Raw genomic sequence first — 13489 nt, 5'->3', positions numbered from 1 at the left:
CGCATAGTGCCCCCCAGCCGCCCGACAGGCGCCAGAGGAGCCGACGATGCCTGAACACGACACCCACACGCGCAGTCTCGTGCAGAGTTTCCTGGTGCTGCTGGACGAGCAGCGCCGGCTGGCCATGGTCTACCTGGAGACCGTGAACCGCGGCGGCTCCCGCACGCTGCCGGCCGACCTGGACGATCTGGACTCCCTGGTGGCGTTCGTGGCGCGCGACGTCGAAGCGGTCCGCCGCTTGCTCGCCAACCGCGTTCCCGCCGAGGTGTAGCGGCCGGCCCAGGCCGGCGCCCCGGGTCGCGAGCGCCTGGCTTGCCGCAGGCTCAGGAGGCGAGGGCGCGCATTTCGCGGAACAGGTCGGCCTTGCCTTCGAAGCCGATGCCGGGCAGGTCCGGCAGCGTGACGTAGCTGTTCTCCACCTTCACGCCGTCGGGGAAGCCGCCGAACGGCTGGAACAGGTCCGGGTAGGACTCGTTGCCGCCCAGCCCCAGGCCGGCCGCGATGTTCAGCGACATCTGGTGGCCGCCGTGCGGGATGCAGCGGCTGGCCGACCAGCCATGCTCCTTGAGCATCTCCAGCGTGCGCAGGTACTCCACCAGGCCGTAGCTCAGGGCGCAGTCGAACTGCAGCCAGTCGCGGTCCGGGCGCATGCCGCCGTAGCGGATCAGGTTGCGCGCATCCTGCATGGAGAACAGGTCCTCGCCCGTGGCCATCGGGTTCTTGTAGTAGTTGCGCAGCGTCGCCTGCAGCTCGAAGTCGAGCGGGTCGCCCGGCTCCTCGTACCAGAACAGGTCGTACTGCGACAGGGCCTTGGCGTAGGCGATGGCGGTGTCCAGGTCGAAGCGGCCGTTGGCGTCCACGCACAGCTTCTGGCCGTCCTGCAGCACTTCCATGATGGCGTCGATGCGGCGCAGGTCCTCGTCCAGCGAGGCGCCGCCGATCTTCTTCTTCACCACCGTGTAGCCGCGGTCGATGTAGCTGCGCATCTCGTCCTGCAGCTTCCTGTCGTCCTGGCCGGGGTAGTAGTAGCCGCCGGCGGCGTAGACGAAGATCTTGCGGTTGGGCTTGCCATCACCGTAGCGGTCGGCCAGCAGCTGGAACAGCGGCTTGCCTTCGATCTTGGCCACCGCGTCCCAGATGGCCATGTCCATCGTGCCGATGGCCACCGAGCGCTCGCCATGGCCGCCCGGTTTCTCGTTCGTGAACATCGTGGCCCAGATCTTGTGCGGATCCAGGTTGTCGCCGGTGGCGTCGACCAGCGAGGCGGGGTCGGCTTCGAGGATGCGCGGGATGAAGCGGTCGCGCATCATGCTGCCCTGGCCGTAGCGGCCGTTGGAGTTGAAGCCGTAGCCGATCACCGGCTTGCCGTTGCGGATCACGTCGGTGACGACGGCCACGAGGCTGAGGTTCATCTTGCTAAAGTCGATGTAGGCGTTGCGGATCGACGAACTGATGGGCACGGTCTTTTCACGGATGTCGACAATCTTCATGGCGGGCTGGCGTGTCAGAGGGTTCAGGGGCCTGCATGGTCGCCGTTTGCCCGCACCGGGGCCAATGCTCGTTTTGGCTGCTTCCATGCACCGCACGAACCGCCCATGAACTTCAACTTCACCTGGCTCGAGGACTTCCTGGCGCTGGCCGCCACGGGCAACTTCTCGCGCGCGGCGCAGGACCGGCACAGTTCGCAGCCGGCCTTCAGCCGCCGCGTGCGCGCCCTGGAGGAATGGATCGGCGCGCCGCTGGTGGACCGCAGCACGCAACCGGCCCGGTTGACCGAGGTGGGCGAGTGGTTGCTGGGCGTGGCGCGCGACCTGGTGGAAAGGGCGGCTCGGTTGCCGGGCGAGGCCCAGCAGGTGGCCGAGGCCAGCGCCGGCACCCTGCGCATCGCCAGCACGCATGCCCTGTCGTTCACCTTCCTGCCGCGGTGGCTGCGCAGCCTCGAATCGACGCTGGTGCTGGGCCCGGTCGAACTGACCTCCGACGTGCTCGCCCGGTGCGAGGCGCAGATGCAGGAAGGCAAGGTCCACTTCGTCCTGGCCCATGCCCACGCCAGGGCGCAGGGCGCGCTCGATGCCGGGGCCTTCCTGCATGCCGGCATCGGCGCCGACCAACTGGTCCCGGTGTCCAGGCCGGCCGCCGGCGGCCGGCCGCTGCATCGCCTGGGAACGAAGCCGGCGCCGGGGGGCGTGCCGCTGCTCGCATACACCGACGAGTCGGGCATGGGGCGGGTGGTCCGCTCGGTGCTCGGCCGCCGGCTGGATGCGCTGGCCTGCCAGGCCGTCTTCACCGCCCACCTCGCCTCGGTGCTGCGCTCCATGGCGCTGGACGGCCGCGGCATCGCCTGGCTGCCACGCACCCTGGTGGAGGACGACCTCGCCGCCGGCCGGCTCGTGGCCGCGGCCGACGCCGGCTGGAGCATCGACCTGGAGATCCGCCTGTACCGCCAGCGCGACGCCGTCGGCCGCGCGGCGCAGGCATTCTGGGAGGCCGCGATCCAGGGCGGCGGCCTGGGCACCCGCGCGGCGGCGGGTCCGGTCGCATCCGTGGGCTGACCGCCGGGAAAGGACGAGCATCATGGCCGGGGCAGACCCCTTCGATCTGGAGCGCTTTCGCAGCGCGCAGGAGCCGGTGTGGGAGGCCGTCCGCGTCGAACTGGCGCAGGGCCACAAGACCACCCACTGGATGTGGTTCATCTTCCCCCAGCTGACGGTGCTGGGGCGCAGCGCCACCGCCAGGTTCTATGGCCTCTCCGGCCTGGCCGAGGCGAGGAGCTACCTGGCCGACCCCGTCCTGGGCCCGCGCCTGCTGGAGGCCTGCCGCCTGCTGTCGGGCCTGGCGACCCGCGATGCGCAAGAGGTGTTCGGCAGCATCGACGCGATGAAGCTGCGCTCCAGCCTGACGCTGTTCGCCAGGGCGGCCGCGCACGAGCAGGTCTTCACCGACTGCCTCGCCCAGTACTTCGGCGGAGCCGAAGACCCCCTCACGCTGCAGTACCTGTCGACGGCGTCGTGAGGGTGCGCACGCCTAGCGCCCGACGAGCGCCTGCGGCGTGTTGCGGAATCCGATCGCCAGCCGGTTGTAGGTGTTCATCAGGCCGATGGCCAGGGTGAGGTCGACCAGGTCGCGCTCGTCGAACACGGCACGGGCCGCGTCGTAGTCGCGATCGGGAATGCCGGTCTCGGCCACCCGTGTCACCGACTCCGCCCAGGCCAGCGCGGCGCGCTCCCTGTCGTCGAAGAGAGGTCCCGCTTCCCGCCACGCCTGCAGCAGCGCCAGCCGCTCGGTGGACTCGCCCTTCTCCAGCAGGTCGCGCGTGTGCATGTCCAGGCAGTAGGCGCAGTTGTTGATCTGCGAGACACGCAGGTACACCAGGTCGACCAGGACGGCCGGCAGCCTGCTCTGGGCGACGTAGCCGTACAGGCTGCCGAGGGCCTTGACGCCGGTCGGGGCGATCTGGTTGTAGTCGAGGCGCTTGCTCATGGGGGACTTCTCCTGGGGTGATCGGACGGGCCCGCAAGGGGCCGGGGGGCGATCTTGGAGGAACCCTGGCAGCAGGGGAACTGATGAATCTGCAAGGGCGCCATGCGTGCCGTTCAACGGGCGACCTGGCCGCGTCCGCCCCACGTCCGCCGCCAGGCCGTCAGACACTACAGGTCCCTGACAGCGAGCCGGTCCGTCCCGCGAGACAATCCCCGCTTGCCGCGAGGGGAAGCGTGTCTCTGAAGTCCGGTCTCGAGTCGATCCATGCGCAGGCGCTGGCCACCGCCCGGCGTCCCCTGTTCCGGGAGGGGGCGGCCGAGGCGATCCCGATGGCGATCGGCATCGCCGCCTGGGGGCTGGTGGCGGGGGTGGCGATGGCCAAGACCGGGATGGGCGTGCCGCTCGCCATCTTCATGTCCATCGTCGTGTATGCCGGCTCGGCCCAGATCGCGGCCCTGCCGCTGATCATGTCCGGCGCGCCGATGTGGGTGGTGTGGGCCACCACGCTGTGCGTCAGCCTGCGCTTCGTGGCCTTCAGTTTCCACTTCCGCCCCTACTTCATGCACCTGCCGCGCCGGCAGCGCATCGCCTTCAGCTTCCTGATGGGCGACACGGGCTTCGCCCTGTTCATCCGGCGCTTCCCCGAACCCGCACGCGGCCGCGACCACGAGGAGTACTTCCTGGGCAGCTCCCTGGTGACGTTCGGCGTCTGGCAGCTGTCCATCATCACCGGCATCGTCGCCGGCAGCGGCATCCCGACGTCGTGGGGCCTGGCCTTTGCCGGCACGATGGCCCTGCTGGCGTTGACCTGCACGCAGCTGCGCAAGCCCTCGACATGGGTGGCGGCGGTGGTGGCCGGCAGCGCCGCCATCGCGGCCTATGCACTGCCCCTGAAGCTGAACATCCTGGTTGCCATCGCGGCGGCCGTTGCGGTCGGCGTGCTCGCCGACCATGCGCAGGCCCGGCGCGCGCGAGGCAAGCCATGAGTGCTTTCGAGCTCTTCCTCACGACGGTCGGCATGGCCGTGGTCACGCTGCTGTGCCGCTCGTTCTTCCTGCTGCCCAAGGACGACCTTCCCATGCCGCGCTGGCTGCACGAGGGGTTGCGCTATGCGCCCACCGCCGCCCTGGCCGCCGTCGTGGCGCCGGAACTGGTGCTGACGCAGGGCCACCTGATCGACACCTGGCGTGATCCGCGCATCTTCGGCGCCGTGGCGGGCCTGCTGTTCTACAGCTGGCGCCCCAGCCTGTTCGGCACCATCGTCTGCGGCACAGGCGTCATGCTGGCATTGCGGTTCGGGCTGGGCTGGTAGGGGCGGGCGTAGGATGCACCTCCCGCCACGACTGGGAGAAGCCCCGTGATCGCCAGGAACACGATCTGCCTCTGGTACGACGGCACCGCCCTGGAAGCCGCGCAGTTCTATGCCCGGACGTTCCCGGACAGCGCGGTCGGCGCCGTCCATCGCGCCCCCGCCGACTACCCGTCGGGCAAGCAGGGCGATGTGCTCACGGTCGAGTTCACCGTGATCGGCATCCCGTGCCTCGGCCTCAACGGCGGCCCGGCGTTCCAGCACAACGAGGCGTTCTCGTTCCAGGTCGCCACCGACGACCAGGCCGAGACCGACCGCCTGTGGAATGCGGTCGTGGGCAACGGCGGCCAGGAAAGCGCCTGCGGCTGGTGCAAGGACAAGTGGGGCCTGTCGTGGCAGATCACGCCGCGCGCCCTCATCGCCGCGATCACCGATCCCGACCCCGCCGCCGCCAGGCGCGCCTTCGAGGCGATGATGGAGATGGGCAAGATCGACATCGCCGCGATCGAGGCGGCCCGGCGCGGCTGACGCTCATCGGCAGCCGCCCGCCGTGCGGACGCCCGCATCGCGGCGCGCACGCCCATACTGGAACTTCCGTTCGCCACCCGCCATGACGGCCGGGCTGGCGCGAGCGGCCCTCGCCAGGAGACGCCATGTCCAGCCACGTCTACAAGATGCTCGAACTCACCGGATCCTCGCCCACCGGCATCGAGGATGCCGTCAACAAGGCCATCGCCAAGGCCAGCGAGACCGTGCGCAACCTGCAGTGGTTCGAAGTCGTGGAGACGCGCGGCCACATCCAGGACGGCAAGGTCGCCCACTGGCAGGTGACGGTCAAGGCCGGCTTCACGCTCGAGTGAGCGCGCGCCGGCGGGCGCTAGGAGCCGCGGACGAGGCGCAGCAGGCGCAGCGCTTCCTGCGGCGCGACCTGCGGCTGCCGCACCGTCCAGGCCACGAACTGGTCCGGCCGCACGAGCACGAGGCTGGCCTCGTACCGCGCCGTCTCGCCGGCTGCCGGTTCTTCCACGATGGTCAGTGGCAGCGACAGCTCGCGGGCGGCGTCGTTGAACGCCTGCAGGGTGCCTGGCCCGGCCCCGAGGGCCAGCAGGGTGTAGCCCGGGCCCAGCGCCTCGAACACGTTGCGTCCCGAGACCAGCCTGGCCGGCGCCAGGTGGTGGCCGGCCCGGGCCTCGAAGCGGTGCGAGCCCTGGGCGCTGCTCACCGCGCCGGGCGCACCGCCCACCACCGGAGAGCCTTCGTAGTGTGGCTCGAAGGCATGGACTTCGCCCACCGCGCCCTGGGCGCGCGCTCCCCACGCCTGCTCGAAGGCGGCGCGGTCGCGGCCCGGGTCGAATGTCTCGAGGAACTGCTTGTCGGTCTCGATCGACTTGGCGATGAAGTCGCGGATGGTGGACTGGAACACCGGGCGCCGCTCGGCGTCGTAGGAGTCCAGCAGCCGCTCGCCGCCCCAGCCGCGTAGCGCCGCGGCCAGCTTCCAGCCCAGGTTGCGCGCATCCTCCAGGCCCGAGTTCACGCCGTAGCCGCCATAGGGCGGGTGGCTGTGTGCGGCGTCGCCGGCGATGAAGGCACGGCCCTGGCGGTACGAATCCGCCAGCATGAAGCGCAGGTCCCAGAACCCGATGTGCTCGAACTCGACGTCGAACGGCGCGCCCACGGCCTCGTGCAGGTAGGCAGCGAAGTCGAAGTTCTCCTTCGTCGTGCCCGGCGGGACCGGCGCATGGAAGAACCAGGTGTTGCCCAGGTCGACGCGGCCGAAGAATTTCCAGTAGCCCTTGAGCTCGGGCTGCAGCACGTTGTAGTAGGACTTGCCGGGGTAGCGCGCCAGCAGCTGGTGCAGTTCGCGCGAGCGGAACACGAGCAGGACCATCATGCGGTCATGGTCGGTGCGCGTCTGCGTGAAGCCAGCCTGCTCGCGCACCAGCGAACGGGCGCCGTCGCAGCCGACCACGTAGGCGGCGCGCAGTTCGCGGCGGCTGCCAGCACGATCGGTGATCGTGACCGACACGCCCCCGGCGTCCTGCGCCACGCCCTGGGCGTCCCAGCCATACAGCGTCTGCACGGAGGGCAGTTCGGCGACGCGCTTGCGCAGCACCGCCTCGGTGGCGTACTGCGGCAGCCGTTCGTTGGCCGTGAAGTAGTACTGCTGGACCAGGTCGCGCTGCAGCCAGTCGTAGACGTGCGAGCCCAGCAGGGTGCCGTAGGCGGTCAACCCGCCGATACCGTACTCGGGCGGGATGGTGCGGGCGGCCCGCAGTTCCTTCTCGATGCCCCAGAAGTGGAAGTGCTCCATGGTCCGCTGGGTCAGGTTCTGGCCCTTCGGAATGGGCTGCGGCTGCGGATAGCGCTCCACCACGATGGTGCGGATGCCCCGCTGGCCCAGCTCGATCGCCAGCCCCATGCCCACCGGACCGCCGCCGACGATCACCACTTCGGCGTCGTGCGCGCCGTGACTCGTTTGTTCCGTGCTCATGCTGTCGTTTACTCCGCGGTGATCTTCTGTGCCTTGATCAGGTCGGCCCAGCGCTTGGCGTCCGCCACCATCACCTGGCGGAACTGGTCGGGCGTGCTGTGGGCCGGCGTCATGCCCTGGGTTTCGAACGCCTTGGCCACGGCCGGCAGCGCCAGGATGTCGCGCAGTTCCGTGTTCAGCCGCTCGATGAATGGCTGCGGCGTGCCGGCCGGGGCCAGCACGCCGTACCACATGTCGACGTTCATGTCGCCCAGGTTGAGGCTGTTCAGCGGCGGCACGTCGGGCAGCAGGGGGCTGGACTTCGTGGAGCTGATGGCCAGCGCCTTGAGCTTGCCGGCCTTGACGTGCTGCAGGGCCACGTGGATCGGCAGGAACATCACGTCGATCTGGCCGCCCAGCAGGTCGGTCACCGCGGGCGCGGTGCCCCGGTAGCTGATGTGGGTCAGGGACACCTTGGCCCGGTTCTTCAGGAGTTCCATGGCCAGGTGGTGCGGCGTGCCGGCACCGGGTGAGCCATAGTTGAGTGCACCGGGCTTGGCCTTGGCACGCTCGACCAGGCCCTTGAGCGAGTCGATGCCCGTGCCCGGGTTGGCCACCAGCAGCAGCTGCCCCCAGCTGGTCAGGCTGACCGGCGCCAGGTCCTTGAGCGGGTCGAAGCCCGCCTTCGGGTACAGGGCCATGTTCATCACGAGCGTGTTGACGCTCACGAGCAGGGTGGTGCCGTCGGGCGTCGCGCGGGTGACTTCCTGCGTGCCGATGTTGCCGGAGGCACCGGCCTTGTTTTCCACGAAGAACGGGCGCTTGAGGCGGTCCGACAGCGCCGGGCCGATCTGGCGCGCGATCAGGTCGATGCCGGTGCCGGGCGTGAACGGCACGATGAGGCGCACCGGGGTATCGCTCGAACCCTGGGCGCTGGCCCAGGGGGCCGCGGCCGCGGCCAGGCCGCCCAGCACGAGGTGCCGGCGGCGCAAGGAGGAGGGCGGGGACAGGGTGTCCATGCTCATGTCTCGTGTCCTGGTTGACGGGTAACCGACAATTGAAGCCGGTTGATTGACTTGAATCAAACGGAACATTCTGATGAATCCGTCAGAAAGATTGATCAATGTGAGCAGCCGGCAATTGCTCGCCTTCCTCGAGGTGATCCGCCTGCAGAGCTTCGCCAGGGCTGCCGAGCAGGTCCACCTGTCGCCGTCGGGGATGAGCATGCTGGTCAAGGAGCTCGAGGAGCAGGTCGGCGCGCGCCTGTTCGATCGCACCACGCGATCGGTGACGCTGACCGATGCAGGGCGCCGGTTGCAACCCATCGCCGAAAAGGTCGTCGGCGAACTGCGCGGCGTGCAGGCGGCGCTGGGCGGGACCGACGCGGCGGTGCGCTCCCGCCTGGACGTCGCCGCCACGCCGATGGTGTCGGCCAGCCTGTTGCCGGACGTCATCCGTGCGTTCGGCGAGTCGCATCCCCATGTGCAGATCGCGCTGGCGGACGTCGACGTCAGCGTGGTGCGCCAACGGGCGCTGCAGGGCGAGGCCGACATCGGCCTGGGGTTCTTCGTCAAGCCGGCGGTGGGGCTGCTGCGCCAGCCGTTGTGCAAGTTCCGGCTGATGCGCATCAGCCCGCCGGGCGAAGGCCCTGCCGGCCGCCGGTCCGGCCTGCCGTGGAGCAGTCTCCTGGGGCTGCCGCTGGTCAGCCTGCCGGCGGACAACCCGATCCAGGCCCTCATCGAGAAGGAACTGGCCCGGATCGGGCAGTCACCCGAGGAGCGTCCCCGGATGAACCTGATCGGCACCATCATCGCCATGGTCCGCGCCGGCCGCGGCCATGCGGTCATCCCGTCGTTCGCCGTCGAGGAGTGCGTGCGCCAGGGGCTGGGCGTGACCATGCTGCGCGACCCCGTGGTCCACCTCGAGCTGTACCTGGTGACACGGCGCGGCACGCAGCCGAAGCCGGCCGCGCAGGAATTCGCCGCTGCGCTGAAGCAGGCGGCCGCGCGGCTTCCCGGCTAGCGGCCGGGCGTCAGCGGCGAGCGCCGGTCGACGCGGCCTGCACGCTCTCCCACCAGGAGGCCCACGGCTGCTCGGCCACCAGCGACCGGAGGGCTTCGAGGAAGGATGGCAGCAGCGGGTGCTTGCCGCGGCCGCGGGCCGTGACGGCATGAAAGGCCAGGGCCGATGGCTGGACATCGCGGATGCGGCTCACCCGGACGTTGAAGCCGCCGCAGGCGGCCAGCACGAAGGACGGCAGGATGGACGGGCCGGCGCCCGCCGCCGTCATCCCGATGATGGTCTCGAGGTGATCCATGACCTGCGCAGGGGGCTGGCCCGGGACGCCGGCGTCAGCCTTGCGCCGGTTGATGACCTGCTGGATGCCGCTGTCCCATGGCAGCTCGACGTAAGGCGCCTTCGGGATGGATTCCCAGGACACCCAGCGCGGCTGGGTCTCGCGCCGGTAGCTGCTCGTGCTGGGCGTGAGCAGGATGAAGCCGAAGTGGAACAGCGGATCGCGCTGCAGGTCCAGCGCCTTGCCGCTGAAGATGCCGACACCGCAATCGTGGTCGCCCCGGCGCACGGCGTCCCCGACCTCGTCGCGCGACATGACGGCCAGCCTGAGTTCCACCTGCGGGTTGCGGTCCCGGAAGCGCTGGTAGACCGCCGGCATCAGGGCCGACGAGAACAGCGGGGTCGAGGCGACGGACAACCGCTGGGCCTTCGCGGAATCCGCGTCCCGCAGCCGGGAGGTGGCCGTCTGGAACTCGTCCACGATGCGCCGCGCCGAGGGCAGGAGGTCCTGGCCGGATTCGGTCAGCAGCACCGAGCGCGAGCTCCTGTCGAACAGCCGCTTGCCGAAGTGCGCCTCGAACTCGCGGATCATGAGGCTCAGGCCCGGCTGCGAGATGTGCAGGTGCCTGGCGGCGCGGGTGAACGAGCCCAGCTCCGCGATCATGAGGAAGGCCTCGAACTGGCGGAATGTGACCATCGATAAGCAGCCCTAATCGAGCGTTTTCAAAGATAAATTGGACATATTTTCGCTCGGACCCTAGCATCGATCGGTCCCCTAGGCATCCCCTTCCGAGAGCCCGCATCCTGCCCACAGGAAGCACTCGGAACCGCCCCGGCCCGGCGTCCCACGACCGGCCGCCGCGCGCGGCGAGCGGCCTGGCTGCCGAGGGTTCCTCCACCGACACCGAGAGAAGACGCCATCCCATGAATTCCCGATACCCGGATCGCAAGAGCCTGTCCCACCGGCTGTACACGGCGCTGGTGCTGCCGCTGAAGAACGGCGAGGACATCGACGAGGACGGCCTGCGCCGGCTGGTGCGCTACTACGTGCAGAGCCGCTTCGCCGCGGTCGGCGGGCTGATCGCCAACCCGGAGGCCGGCGAGATCTCCTACCTGACGCGCGAGGAGAAGCGCCGCGTGCTGGAGATCGTGCTGGAAGAGGCGGCCGGCAAGCTGCCGGTGCTGGCCGGGACCTTCGCCTGGACGACCCGCGAGGTGATCGTCACCGCGCAGGACGCCAAGGCGATCGGCGCCGACGGCATCTTCGTCATCCCGCCGGCCGGCTCGATGGACGTGTCGGTCGCGTGGGATGCCACCCGCTATCCCGAGGTATGGCTCGACCAGATCAAGGACCAGGATCGCGCGGTCGACATGCCGATCTTCGCGCACCCGATCGCGAACGTGACCCCGCAGTATGGCCTGGGCCTGCCGCTGGAACCCACGCTCAAGATCTGCCGCGAGGTGCCCAACGTGGTCGGCTGGAAGATGACGTATTCGCCCCAGGGCGCCCGCCTGATCGGCCGTGCGCTGCGCGAGCACGCGCCCGAGGTGGCCGTGCTGCCGTCCAGCGCGCATTTCTTCCACGACTACCTCGCGTCGGGCTGGCAGTTCGACGGCGCGATCAGCGGTTCCTTCAACTACGCGATGGAACCCATGCTGGCGCACATCGAGGCCTTCGGCCGCAACGACCTCGTGGGTGCGCGCGAGATCTGGAACGCCGGCATGGCGCGCCTGCACGAGTACGTCTACTCCGAGCCCGGCCGCCTGCACGTGCGGTACAAGATCGCTGCGTGGCTGCGGGGCCTGCTCGACAGCCCCCTGATGCGCAAGCCCATGCCGTCGCCGCGCGAAGAAGAGATCCGTGCACTGGCGCGCCTGATGTCCGCCAGCGGCATCGAGGTCGTGCGCAAGGACCTCACGCCGCCGGCCCATTGAATGCCCGACCGATGAACACTCGCCGACTCCTGACCCTCGGGGCCACCCTGCTGGTGGCCTTCAGCGCGCTGCCCGTGCAGGCGCAGAGCAGCTTCCCCAACAGGCCCATCCGCCTGGTCGTTCCCTTCCCGCCGGGCGGCTCCACCGACGTCGCGGCGCGTGCGCTGGGCGAGCGGCTGGGCCGCGACCTCGGCCAACCGGTGGTGATCGACAACAAGCCGGGTGCCGGCACCACTGTCGCCGCCGCGTACGTGGCCAGCGCCCCCGCCGACGGCCACACGCTGTACATCACGGGCACGATCACCCACGGCTCCGCGGCTGCGCTGTACGGCAATCTCAAGTACGACCCGGTGAAGTCGTTCGCGCCGGTGGCCCTGGTGACGCAGTCGCCGTTCGTGGTGGTCGTCAACGCCGCCTCGAAGTTCCGCACCATGGCCGACCTGGTCCAGGCCGCGAAGGCCGAGCCGAGCCGCGTCTCCTACGCATCGAGCGGCAACGGGGCCGCTCCGCACCTGGCGACCGAAATGCTGGCCCGCTCCGCGGGCGTGAGCTTCCTGCACGTGCCCTACAAGGGCGTCGGTCCGGCGCTCACGGCGCTGCTGGGCAATGAAGTGCAGTTCACGATCGCGGACGTCGGGGCGGTCCCGCACATCCGCTCCGGCAAGCTGCGCGCCCTCGCGGTGCTCAGCGCCAGCCCCTCCCCACTCATTGCCGGCGTGCCCGGCATGGCCCAGGCCGGCGTCCACGACGTCGACGTGTCCAGCAACCTGGGCATCCTGGCGCCCGCCGGCACGCCCGCCGAGGTCGTGACGGTCCTCAATGCGGCGGTCAACAAGGCGCTGGGCGAGGAGGATCTGCGGGCCCGCCTGGTCACCCTCGGCCAGGAGCCGGCCGGCCGCACGGTGGACGAGTTCGGACGCATCCTCGCGCGCGACGTGGCGAAGTACCGCAACATCGTGAAGGACGTCGGGATCAAGATCGACTGAGTCGTCCGCCTGTTCGGCGTGACGTGAAGTCGTGATGACGCACTAGGCGGCGCCGAACACCAGCAGCAGGTTGTTGGCCGGCATGGCATGCCGCTGTGCCAGCGCGAGCCCGGCACCGCCGGCCGCGGCCACCACGTCGTCCAGCTGCCGCAGGCCCCAGGCGGGGTCGCGCGCCCGCAGGCTCTCGTCGAACGCGAGGTTGCTGGGTGCGGTCGGCACGCCGGTCTCGACGTAGGGCCCGTAGGTGACCAGCACGCCGCCCGGCGCGAGGTGGGCGCCGGCGCCGGCCATGAGGGCGGGGCAGGCGTCCCAGGGCGCGATGTGCAGCATGTTGGCGCAGAAGATCGCATCGAAAGGCTCCGGGAACGGCGGCCAGGGCTGCGTCACGTCGAGCTGCCGGGGTGGCAGCAGGTTGGCCAGCCGCGCCTGCGCGACCCGCTCGGCCAGCAACGGCAGCATGGCCGGGTCGGCCTCGGTCGGCTGCCAGGTCCAGCCGGGCAGGGCCGCGGCAAACCAGGCGGCATGCTGGCCGGTCCCTGCCGCGATCTCCAGGGCCGCGCCGTGCTCGTCGAGGCTGGATCGCAGCCGCGCGAGGATGGGTTCCTTGTTGCGGTCGGCGGCTGGGCTGTTGGGCAGGTCTGGCATGGGTGGACGGGGGGCTCGAAGCGATGGGACCGGGTCCCACTGTAGGTGCCAATTGCACGCCCGGGCCAGCATCGGCCCTATGGCCGCGCTTGCCACGCCAGGGGAGGTCCGGCTACCGTGCGCCCGCAGGAGCAGTACCCCCATGCAAAGCCACCAGAGTCGACCGCTGACCCAGGAATTGGAAGAGATGTACCGGATCGCGGTCCGGGAGCACGGCCCGTTCGCACGATCGGCCCGGCTCATCGGCCAGGCCCTGGCCGAGTGCCGGCAGGAACTGCGCGACGCCAGGGGGCAGGCGCCGGTGCCCGTGCGGGCCGGCAGGACGCAGCGCTCGCGCGAAGGTCCGCGCTAGGCGCCCGCACGCGGGCC

17 protein-coding genes are annotated in these 13489 nt (G+C 70.1%); 11 read left to right on the top strand and 6 right to left on the bottom strand.

All coding sequences use genetic code 11. The annotated features are described in order from the left end of the window. Positions 1–46: 46 nt before the first annotated feature. Complete coding sequence (locus tag GON04_RS07270; protein ID WP_157397261.1) at positions 47–271, top strand: hypothetical protein; 225 nt, start codon at positions 47–49, stop codon at positions 269–271. A gap of 52 nt (positions 272–323) precedes the next feature. Here GON04_RS07270 and GON04_RS07265 read toward each other — a convergent pair whose 3' ends face one another. Beyond that, complete coding sequence (locus GON04_RS07265; protein WP_157397260.1) at positions 324–1490, bottom strand: mandelate racemase/muconate lactonizing enzyme family protein; 1167 nt, start codon at positions 1488–1490, stop codon at positions 324–326. Between the two features lie 105 nt (positions 1491–1595). Here GON04_RS07265 and GON04_RS07260 point away from each other — a divergent pair, with 105 nt between their 5' ends. Continuing rightward, positions 1596–2552, top strand: a complete 957-nt coding sequence (locus tag GON04_RS07260; RefSeq protein ID WP_157397259.1) for a LysR substrate-binding domain-containing protein — start codon at positions 1596–1598, stop codon at positions 2550–2552. Positions 2553–2574: 22 nt separating this feature from the next. Next, positions 2575–3012 (top strand): DUF1810 domain-containing protein, encoded by a 438-nt coding sequence (locus GON04_RS07255; protein ID WP_157397258.1) that lies wholly within the window; start codon positions 2575–2577, stop codon positions 3010–3012. Between the two features lie 12 nt (positions 3013–3024). Here GON04_RS07255 and GON04_RS07250 read toward each other — a convergent pair whose 3' ends face one another. After that, complete coding sequence (locus tag GON04_RS07250; protein ID WP_157397257.1) at positions 3025–3480, bottom strand: carboxymuconolactone decarboxylase family protein; 456 nt, start codon at positions 3478–3480, stop codon at positions 3025–3027. A 233-nt stretch (positions 3481–3713) separates the two neighbouring features. On the opposite strand from GON04_RS07250, the gene GON04_RS07245 reads away from it, so the two are divergent. The 4 genes from GON04_RS07245 to GON04_RS07230 all read left to right on the top strand — a co-directional run bounded on the left by GON04_RS07245 (position 3714) and on the right by GON04_RS07230 (position 5649). After that, the gene (locus GON04_RS07245) at positions 3714–4466 is read left to right on the top strand and encodes an AzlC family ABC transporter permease (protein ID WP_338050911.1); all 753 of its coding nucleotides are present in this window, start codon (positions 3714–3716) and stop codon (positions 4464–4466) included. Then, on the top strand, positions 4463–4792 hold the full coding sequence (locus GON04_RS07240) for an AzlD domain-containing protein (RefSeq protein WP_157397256.1): 330 nt from the start codon (positions 4463–4465) through the stop codon (positions 4790–4792). The genes GON04_RS07245 and GON04_RS07240 overlap by 4 nt, the downstream gene beginning before the upstream one ends. Positions 4793–4837: 45 nt before the next feature. Further along, on the top strand, positions 4838–5317 hold the full coding sequence (locus tag GON04_RS07235; RefSeq protein ID WP_181653930.1) for a VOC family protein: 480 nt from the start codon (positions 4838–4840) through the stop codon (positions 5315–5317). A gap of 125 nt (positions 5318–5442) precedes the next feature. Then, on the top strand, positions 5443–5649 hold the full coding sequence (locus GON04_RS07230) for a dodecin (RefSeq protein ID WP_157397255.1): 207 nt from the start codon (positions 5443–5445) through the stop codon (positions 5647–5649). Positions 5650–5666: 17 nt separating this feature from the next. On the opposite strand, the gene GON04_RS07225 is transcribed toward GON04_RS07230, so the two are convergent. Together GON04_RS07225 and GON04_RS07220 are read right to left on the bottom strand one after the other, a co-directional pair. After that, a complete protein-coding gene (locus tag GON04_RS07225; RefSeq protein WP_157397254.1) occupies positions 5667–7280 on the bottom strand; it encodes an FAD-dependent monooxygenase in 1614 nt (537 codons plus the stop codon). 8 nt (positions 7281–7288) lie between these two features. Next, positions 7289–8284, bottom strand: coding sequence for a tripartite tricarboxylate transporter substrate binding protein (locus GON04_RS07220; protein WP_420821525.1), 996 nt, complete (start codon positions 8282–8284; stop codon positions 7289–7291). A 73-nt stretch (positions 8285–8357) separates the two neighbouring features. On the opposite strand from GON04_RS07220, the gene GON04_RS07215 reads away from it, so the two are divergent. Further along, positions 8358–9281, top strand: coding sequence for a LysR family transcriptional regulator (locus GON04_RS07215; protein ID WP_157397252.1), 924 nt, complete (start codon positions 8358–8360; stop codon positions 9279–9281). 10 nt (positions 9282–9291) lie between these two features. On the opposite strand, the gene GON04_RS07210 is transcribed toward GON04_RS07215, so the two are convergent. Continuing rightward, positions 9292–10251, bottom strand: coding sequence for a LysR family transcriptional regulator (locus GON04_RS07210; RefSeq protein WP_157397251.1), 960 nt, complete (start codon positions 10249–10251; stop codon positions 9292–9294). 227 nt (positions 10252–10478) lie between these two features. Here GON04_RS07210 and GON04_RS07205 point away from each other — a divergent pair, with 227 nt between their 5' ends. Together GON04_RS07205 and GON04_RS07200 are read left to right on the top strand one after the other, a co-directional pair. Then, complete coding sequence (locus GON04_RS07205; protein ID WP_157397250.1) at positions 10479–11489, top strand: dihydrodipicolinate synthase family protein; 1011 nt, start codon at positions 10479–10481, stop codon at positions 11487–11489. Between the two features lie 11 nt (positions 11490–11500). Then, on the top strand, positions 11501–12475 hold the full coding sequence (locus tag GON04_RS07200; RefSeq protein ID WP_157397249.1) for a Bug family tripartite tricarboxylate transporter substrate binding protein: 975 nt from the start codon (positions 11501–11503) through the stop codon (positions 12473–12475). Between the two features lie 42 nt (positions 12476–12517). Here the strand turns inward: GON04_RS07200 and GON04_RS07195 are convergent, their stop codons facing one another. Next, entirely contained in the window at positions 12518–13120 is a 603-nt protein-coding gene (locus GON04_RS07195) for a DUF938 domain-containing protein (protein WP_157397248.1), read from the bottom strand. A gap of 142 nt (positions 13121–13262) precedes the next feature. On the opposite strand from GON04_RS07195, the gene GON04_RS07190 reads away from it, so the two are divergent. Continuing rightward, on the top strand, positions 13263–13472 hold the full coding sequence (locus GON04_RS07190) for a hypothetical protein (protein ID WP_157397247.1): 210 nt from the start codon (positions 13263–13265) through the stop codon (positions 13470–13472). The last annotated feature ends 17 nt before the right edge of the window (positions 13473–13489 follow it).

The organism is Ramlibacter pinisoli, from assembly GCF_009758015.1.
Classification (GTDB): Bacteria; Pseudomonadota; Gammaproteobacteria; order Burkholderiales; family Burkholderiaceae_C; genus Ramlibacter; species Ramlibacter pinisoli.
Note: the sequence above shows the minus strand (reverse complement) of the source record. Positions and strands in the feature narration are given on the sequence as shown.

Bases quoted from the DNA above. Each gene is read 5' to 3' on its own strand.
- GON04_RS07270 (WP_157397261.1), top strand. From the start codon at position 47: ATGCCTGAACACGACACCCACACGCGCAGTCTCGTGCAGAGTTTCCTG.
- GON04_RS07265 (WP_157397260.1), bottom strand. From the start codon at position 1,490: ATGAAGATTGTCGACATCCGTGAAAAGACCGTGCCCATCAGTTCGTCG.
- GON04_RS07260 (WP_157397259.1), top strand. From the start codon at position 1,596: ATGAACTTCAACTTCACCTGGCTCGAGGACTTCCTGGCGCTGGCCGCC.
- GON04_RS07255 (WP_157397258.1), top strand. From the start codon at position 2,575: ATGGCCGGGGCAGACCCCTTCGATCTGGAGCGCTTTCGCAGCGCGCAG.
- GON04_RS07250 (WP_157397257.1), bottom strand. From the start codon at position 3,480: ATGAGCAAGCGCCTCGACTACAACCAGATCGCCCCGACCGGCGTCAAG.
- GON04_RS07240 (WP_157397256.1), top strand. From the start codon at position 4,463: ATGAGTGCTTTCGAGCTCTTCCTCACGACGGTCGGCATGGCCGTGGTC.
- GON04_RS07230 (WP_157397255.1), top strand. From the start codon at position 5,443: ATGTCCAGCCACGTCTACAAGATGCTCGAACTCACCGGATCCTCGCCC.
- GON04_RS07225 (WP_157397254.1), bottom strand. From the start codon at position 7,280: ATGAGCACGGAACAAACGAGTCACGGCGCGCACGACGCCGAAGTGGTG.
- GON04_RS07220 (WP_420821525.1), bottom strand. From the start codon at position 8,284: ATGAGCATGGACACCCTGTCCCCGCCCTCCTCCTTGCGCCGCCGGCAC.
- GON04_RS07215 (WP_157397252.1), top strand. From the start codon at position 8,358: ATGAATCCGTCAGAAAGATTGATCAATGTGAGCAGCCGGCAATTGCTC.
- GON04_RS07210 (WP_157397251.1), bottom strand. From the start codon at position 10,251: ATGGTCACATTCCGCCAGTTCGAGGCCTTCCTCATGATCGCGGAGCTG.
- GON04_RS07205 (WP_157397250.1), top strand. From the start codon at position 10,479: ATGAATTCCCGATACCCGGATCGCAAGAGCCTGTCCCACCGGCTGTAC.
- GON04_RS07200 (WP_157397249.1), top strand. From the start codon at position 11,501: ATGAACACTCGCCGACTCCTGACCCTCGGGGCCACCCTGCTGGTGGCC.
- GON04_RS07195 (WP_157397248.1), bottom strand. From the start codon at position 13,120: ATGCCAGACCTGCCCAACAGCCCAGCCGCCGACCGCAACAAGGAACCC.
- GON04_RS07190 (WP_157397247.1), top strand. From the start codon at position 13,263: ATGCAAAGCCACCAGAGTCGACCGCTGACCCAGGAATTGGAAGAGATG.